This window comes from Bradyrhizobium jicamae (assembly GCF_001440395.1).
GTDB lineage: Bacteria > Pseudomonadota > Alphaproteobacteria > Rhizobiales > Xanthobacteraceae > Bradyrhizobium > Bradyrhizobium jicamae.
Genome location: NZ_LLXZ01000047.1, coordinates 1 through 6,292 on the forward strand (window position 1 = coordinate 1; position 6,292 = coordinate 6,292).

Consider the following 6,292-nt stretch of genomic DNA (forward strand, 5'->3'; position numbering starts at 1 on the left):
ACCCTATGGCACTTCGATGCCGCAGAGTGGGCGCCGTCCACAGCATCAAAAGGCGATATCCATTTGGCATTAGAGGCACTTCTGCTTTGCTCCCCAAGGCGGACATCATCCGGCCCACTCGGCATGTCATTGGAGGGCCAAGCGAGGCCCAGGCAGTGCTCCCTATGGCGGCGGGGTGAATCGCAGCGTCGCTTCGAGCCTAAGCGCTACCACGCAGTAAGTGACGATAACCGTGCTCCGCCATCCATTTGGCGCGCGACAAATGGCTGTCGAACGCCTTCCGGGCCTGATCACAATCATGTTCCGGATCGAGATGCAGCACCACCCGTGCGACTTCGCGCCAGTCCGCACCTTCCGCATGTGCATCCAGCAGGCGCAGATACGTAACGAGGTGCTCCTTGTCGTAAGAGGTCAACGCGCTACCAGGGGGCGCAATATCGGCGACATTGGGATCAACCGGCCCAGTCGGCATGGGCGTTCTCGCATTTGGTGCTGATTGACCAACTTTGCTTCTGACTCCATGGCATATTGATGACCCCTCCGAGAGAAGCTCCGATCAAGCAACTAAGCCCTGAACACGGCGAAACGCTTCATCCTGTTCGAGCGCCGCGCTGCGCCGGTCTCCGAGGTCGATCAATGCGTCGAGGAGATTCAGCAGTCCCCGTGCGCGATTAACTTCAAGGGGATAGTTTGCTTCGGCTAATCGATGGATGATGGCTGCAAGCCGCGCCGGCAATGACGTGCCTACCCAACTTCCTTTTGCGTATTCGATTGAGTCCAATGCTGCGGTAGCCTGTTCGATAAAGGGATCGATCGGGTAGAAGGCCGCCGCGCGGTCGCACAAGGTCAAAAAGTTTTCCATAACGTATGTTGACCATCCGGTCGCTTTAACGAGCTTCGTCACGAGAGGCATAATGATCGCGATACTACTCCAATCTCCATTGACGAACCGCGCAGCACCCGGACATTCACCATCGACGTTCACAAACAGAAGCGCTTTGATGAGCTCCGGCATATCGAAGCCGTGGACTTCGCCCGCGCGATAACCGTTCGGCGCAAATGCACTGTCATCGATGACCCGTTGCACACAGTCGTCGAGAACTGGCAGCGCATTGTCGGGGATGTCTTTGGCATCGAGGACATGGCGGGTGACGATGCTCTCCGCGAATTGCGCAAGTACGCGCAATGCCTCCTCGTCGTCCGGGGAGAACGGCTTGAAGAAATTGTCGCGAATCCATGCCAGATCGAAAAACGGCAAGGCACGGGCAAGCATCGTGCCCAAGGTCCGGTCCCATTCGAAAAGATTCGTCTCTTTGTCTCGGCGCGTCTTTCTATCGTCCCACGGCGGCATCAACCGCTCGGCGGTCCAGCGCGCGAGATCGACAAGAAGCGGCTGGATTTTCGGGCGGTAAACATCTGATCGGCACCACTCTTCAAGCGGAAAGTGCGCGAAGAGCTTGGCTGCGTATTGACCGTCGAACGAGCGCTCGGGGACGGTCCAATAGTCCTCCGCACGTCTGTTCCGCTTGTTTGCCTTCACCCACGCAGGCGGCAGAGGCTCAAAACCTTCCTCGGTTTCGACACCGACGGCATGCAATGCCTTCGTCAGAGCTGCTGCGCGAGCATCTCGATCTGCTGTGTCGTCGCGCTCGAAAGTCTCCTCATTCCGGATTGGATCGATGTAGTGCGCGAGGTCGAACGCAAAGTGCGCGGCAACCCACTTCACATGCGGGTCCGGGTCCATAAAGAGAGCCCGGAAAGCCATGATCCGCACATCTTCGTTCGGATGACTCGCAAGCTGGATCAGGCTGGCAGAGGAGTGCGAACGAGGCGCACCGCTCTTTCGGTCATGGAAAAGCGCGGAAACTAGGTGGAAAGAAGGATGCCACGGAATTTTCGATCCATAGAAATCGCTGGGCTCCCGCATTTTTAGAACGCGTTCCATTACGTTCCACGCCCATAGCCGATCCGGCGAATCGCTTTCGCCAAATCGGATAACGCACGCGGCGATAGCGGAGACGCCGCTTTGGATCGCATGGGGGCCGACATCGGCGCGCTCATTGAACAGGTCCTCGAGGTCGTGCTTTTTGGCGAAGTCGATGGCGTTTACCAACGTCCATCCCTCCTGAGGCTTACCCTCATTCAAAGATCTGAGGGCCCAAGCGAGCACGCGCTGCTGGTTCAAAGATTCCGCGGCCTTAGCGGCTCGTTCTTGCGTCGCCTCGGGAGGCGGCTTCGGCGGTTCATAGCCAATGGCGATTTGATCGCCTTTCGTTTTATACCGCCGATAATTCTCGATATTGCCGAGACCGGACCAGAGCTCCGCTTTCTCTTTCAAATCCTTCGTTAGTTCCGGGTATTCGCGATCTTCTTCGACGATATACGGAAGGTTTCCGGGAAACGCCTCAAGCGCCTTCTTGAAACGATCCCGCAAGCTCGTGTCACCGCTGATGGCAAAATGCATCGCGAGCTCGCGTACATCGTGTTTGCGGTATTCTCGGCTCTCGAGAAATGCCTTCGCCTTGGCCTTCTCGCCTTTCAATTGCGTGTGGAAACCGAGCCCGAATAGGTCGATGTCCTTCTGCGGCTCTTGGACGAGGCGCGCAAAATCATGGTTCCAGAGGCGCTGGCATGTGACGATGGGCAGCGTGGTTTCCGACACCTCGAACGTCTCGATGGCGAGGCGCAAGCAAAGCCCCAGCGATGCGTAGCATTCGCTGCCTTCGAGGATTTGCTTGATCACGCCGCTCGTGGAACGTCCTTTCTCGACCTCCTTGAACGCCCAATAAGCAAGCGAAAGATAGGCGCACCGGAGCAGTTCGGAACCCAACATTCCAATACCCCAGCCAAAAACGTGCCAATCTCCCCAGAACTCCTGCCGGCCCCACGGAAACTCCAGGACGACGGGGATCGGCGTGCCGCGTTCGCGGCGGCGAAATTTGTGGATTTGACGCCAACCGGTGATCGCATGGTTTGTAAGCTTGGTGATGAGGCGAAGTCCGACGCTGGGGCTGTTCGCAAGGAGGCTGGCGAAAGGTTCGTGCAGTGCTGACGGAGGGTGGAAGTAGTAGTTATGGGATTCGAGGCCAATATCGTCCAATCTGAAACCGGAATAGCTTGTCGGAAAGTGCAGTGACGACAGCGCCATGTTTTGCTCCGGCGTGCGTTTCTCCTCCGGGATCGCTCTGATCTTTTCTCGCCATTTATCTTGTTCCGCTTCTTCGCGACGGCGGCGGTCGTACGTATCCTGCGGCAACTCTTGTATAAGCTTTGCTTCGGCGACGTTTTCAACGGCCTCCGGTGCCACCTCCGCCATGATCGGCGCGAAGCCCATGAGATCGTCGAATGCTGACCGCAGCATCTGTTTGCTACCAGTAGCACGTTCAAAAACGGCGACCGCAAATTCGGGATAACCACGGGCCGAGCGGAGAATGAGGCTTCGCAATCCCGTCGCAAGGCTCTTCTGCGCTTCGTGGCCGAGTACGTCCCATTTTCCTCGTGCTCGCGGATAGCCCTCGGCGTAAATTTCGACTTCGAGATCGTTCAGCCACGCGCTGCATGTAGCCAGAATACTCTTCGAACGTTTGTTCTTGAAATCCGCGAGAACGTTCTGCCAAACGCTAAAGACTTCGAGGGCCTGCGGAACAAGACGTGCCGGCAGCGTCTGCTGGCGCGCGATGATCCAGTCAATCAGGCGTCCCCATGCCACTCCGTCGGAAGGCCATCCGAGGAGATCGGCCATGCGAACAGGGTCTATACTGTCGAACTTCATGGCCCTTTGCATGATGATGGGGCTTGGTACGGTATGCTGTGCCTGAAACCACACCAGCAATTTTCCGCATAGCGCAAAGTCGTTTGCCTCGACGCCCTGCGTGAACTCGTCGATCGCATTCTCAAATGCATGCGTAAAAGGCGGAGCTGTGAGCCATTCGCGTCGCCATTGGGCGCGAAGAGCAGAACTCTCAAGCTTGAGGTAACCAGCTGTCCATCGACCTTTTTCGGTAAGCGCGTCTTGCGCAAGCAAACCCACCACGCGACCGAGCAAAGGTGGCTCGCCTGCGGCAGCAAGCGCCGAAGGCCATTTGTCACCCAGCTCGATAAGCAGGCGGAAGAAGACCCATTCAAAGTATATGTCGTGACTAAAGGACACTATCGCGCCGCCGCGCTCGGTACGCAGAATGTGGTCGGCCTGAAGCGCAACCAGATGTTCGATGGTCTCTGGCTTGAGGTCTCGGACCGAGATTCCCTTGCCGAGATTACGCACGCCCTGTTCGGCGAGATCGACAAGTGCGCGCTGACGTTGCGGCACCGTTTCTGGCATCGCGTCGTGCCCAGCTTGCAGCCACCACGCGTTAATCAAGTCGACTTCGGTTTGCGGCTGGGCGTCTTGCGGTAGAGCCTTGGCGAGAGCTGCCGCAAAAAATGGGCGGCGGGCGATCTGCTCCACGGCTGAGCTCGTACTGAAAAGGAGACTGCGGAGGTCGGGCTTCGATTTGGCAAGGAGCTCTGCCTCATCTTCGGAGAACCCCTTTATCGAAACGCTACCCATACCCTTGTCGGAATAAAAAGTCTGGGGAAACCAAGCCCGGTAGGCTTCGAGACCTTGGTCGCGCGAGGTGGCGATGACTTTCCAGTACTGGAGACTGGGGACGGACTCCATGGCGCGGATCAGATCGGTGATGATGTGTTGTTGATCTGGCCGGATACGGTCGATCCCATCTATGAATAGGACGGGCGTACCTGAAGCACCGATTTCAGCGAGAAGATCGGGTGCATGGCTGTGGCGCAGACCGAGCGCTGTCGCAAACGTTATCCAACTAGTTCCTTGCAGCCGATCGTTCTTGATAAAGAGGATCGGTCCAGACTTCGCCGCGCTGGCAACAAAGTGCTTTAGCACCGCCGACTTGCCGCATCCCGGCAGGCCGCCGATGGAAACAACGCGGTGGTTCTGTAGCGCCTGTGCGACTTCCACCTGCAAACCGTCGCGCGCGACATGAAAATCATCGACGGTTTCGGAAATATCGTTGAGCGCATCGAGCGATGCGGCGTTCAACCGATTGATGTCATCGCTGAAGTACGGTGCCACTTTGAGACGCACCGAGCCTTGCAGTTGAGCGAGCAAGGATGAACGCGTCCATTTGGCTGCGTTCGCCGCGCCTTCGCGTACGATGCGGCAGAGGCGGTCAAAAAGGAGGATGTCCTGACCGTCCACATCATCCGCAACAAGCTCTTGCAGGCGATTGATGATCTCGGCGCGAAGCGCCCCGCCTTCTTCCAGACCGGCCAGATGGAGCGCGGCAAAACTTCGATAGAAGCTGACTTCCTCATCCAGATTTGCTGCGCCGGTAAGGGCCAGCAAACCTTCTCGCAATTTCTTGTCGTCGGCTCCCGCCGTGCCTGTCGGCGCGAAGTATTCTTCGAAGTCTTTGGCATCAGGGCTCGCCTTCGCCTTGCTGATCAGCCGCGAAAGGCTTCGGAATGTCGCATCCGTGACATGCTCAACGACAAATCCACTCGCGTCCGTACCTTTGACGAAGGCGTCGGCCGTTTGCGTCTTCACGGCAGCCGCGACGATTTCCTTGAATTGCTTGTCAGCGGCGCTGATCGTAACGGAGCGTTTGACTTGAAGATCGAGCGACTTTTTTGACCCTGCGTTATCGAGTCCGACGATGACGTCATCCATCGGATGGCCGTGACCTTGCCGTTGAACGGCGACGCTGGTGACGATTCCAGGCTGCCCTGCCGCGCGCTCGTGCCGTAGCAAATGTGCGAGGTAATAGGCGACGACTGTGTCTTCGTACGTGAAGCCTGCACCGCCGGTCAGTTCAGTGGAGGCTGTTTTCTGATCAAGTATGTCGGTCAAGGCGTCCGCCGAGTATGTCTTTTTAAGAAGGGGTTACTTGTGCGCGCGAGCTTGGTTGTTCGATATCCATTCATCGAACCTGCTGAGCTTTCGGGCCTGTTCGACTTTCTTGTTGGCCTTCGCGGCCATGCGCTGCATGTGCCGCGATGCTCCCTTGAACATTATCTCTCCCTCCCGATTCGAACGTTAGCAGCGCATTCTGCTGAATCACTCAGGCAGTAGCCAAGCTGGCAATCGGAGCCAGCGGCAATCTCGCCTTTGGTCGGTTGAGCTAGCAGCGGGGTCGGTGGGGCTTGGAGTGGGGCTTAGGAGCATTCGAAAATCTGCCGCGCGGGGCGGCATCTGATTTCCTTACCTAAGCCATTGAAATTATTGGTGGGGAAGGAAGGACTCGAACCTTCGAAGCCATACGGCGGCTGATTTACAGTC

General features: G+C 57.3%; 2 protein-coding genes. Both read right to left on the reverse strand.

Annotation, left to right across the window (positions count from 1 at the left end):
- Nucleotides 1-199: 199 nt before the first annotated feature.
- Nucleotides 200-472 carry a DNA -binding domain-containing protein gene (locus CQ12_RS41925; protein WP_083519167.1) on the reverse strand — a complete coding sequence of 91 codons (273 nt, stop codon included), beginning with the start codon at nt 470-472 and terminating at the stop codon, nt 200-202.
- Between the two features lie 84 nt (nt 473-556).
- Nucleotides 557-5,863: an NACHT domain-containing protein gene (locus CQ12_RS07175; protein ID WP_057834643.1), complete on the reverse strand. Its 5,307-nt coding sequence runs from the start codon at nt 5,861-5,863 to the stop codon at nt 557-559.
- Nucleotides 5,864-6,292 lie beyond the last annotated feature (429 nt).